The sequence below is a fragment of the Alicyclobacillus hesperidum genome (assembly GCF_900107035.1).
In the GTDB taxonomy this organism is placed as follows: domain Bacteria; phylum Bacillota; class Bacilli; order Alicyclobacillales; family Alicyclobacillaceae; genus Alicyclobacillus; species Alicyclobacillus hesperidum.
Map to the genome: position 1 here is coordinate 1 of NZ_FNOJ01000052.1, position 1,136 is coordinate 1,136.

Here is a 1,136-nt window from a genome sequence, read left to right on the forward strand (position 1 = left end):
TGGTTCAGGCAATACGAAACCGCCTGCCCCAAGGCGCTCTTGGGCAGTACCTGTTCGCTCTGTTCCTCAAGCCATGCCAAAAACGTGTCCAGCACCGGCCGGCTTAACCTCTGCCGCCCAGCGTGGCGTTCTTCTGGCGTCGCGTCCTTCAGGGCGCGTTCAATCTTAAACAACCGATTGCAGTATTCCAATCCTATCCTGACAGCGGTCGGTTTCTTTCGCTCCTCTGCCGGCAGCGCGGTGTGCGCCTCATGAAACTTGCGTCTGGCGTGTGCCCAGCACCCAACCAGCTTCACATCCGGAATCTCGTTGTAACCGCTGTACCCGTCCACGTGCAGGTAACCCTTGAATCCTTCGAGAAAGCGCTTCGGGTGCTCCTTCGAGCGGGTCTCCTGATAGTCGAACAGCACAATCGGCGGCCCATCCTGACCGCTTCGGTACAGCCACATGTACGATGTCGCCTTGGCAGGTCGCCCCGGCTCATGCAGCACTTGCAACGTCGTCTCGTCCGCATGGAGGTACCGGCGCTGGAGGAGTTCCTCGTGCAACAGGTGGTATATGAGATCAAGCCACCGCGTCGCCCCCAATACCACCCAGTTCGCCAAGGTCTGCCGGGTCAACCGCAGGCCTTGTCGGGCAAACTGTTCCTCCAAGCGGTACAGCGGCAAGCCATCCACGTATTTCTTGTCGATCACGTACGCCAGCATCGAGGCGGATGCCAGGCTGCCGGGTATCGGGGGCTTTTGCATCTGCGCCTTGACCATGGGCGTTTCAGTCCCATGCTTGTCACACGTCCGGCATGCGTATTGTTGCTGGATATGTTCGCGCACCTTCGTCTGTGCCGGGACGTGGATGAGCTCGCGACGGATCTCGACACCCGCTTCGTCCATGACCTCGCCGCAGCACGGACAGATTCGTTCTTGCTCCGGTAGACGATATTCAATCTGCTCCACCGGAAGGTCTGCCAGCATGGCATCCCGCTGACCTGGCTGCTTCTTGCGCCGCTGGTATGTGACCGCCTCGATAGTGGGTTCTTCTGCCTCAGGTTGCGCCTCAACCTCGGCCTCGTTGAATACCAGGTCCAGGCGTATCTGGTTGTCTGTCGTGCGTTCGCTGGACTTCCCGAACTGCCGATG

Annotated in this window: 1 protein-coding gene; it reads right to left on the reverse strand. The window is 59.6% G+C overall.

Features of this window, described 5'->3' with window-relative positions; translation table 11 throughout:
* A partial coding sequence (tnpC, locus tag BLU70_RS14235; RefSeq protein WP_074694011.1) for an IS66 family transposase occupies positions 1 to 1,136 on the reverse strand: 1,136 nt, incomplete at both ends.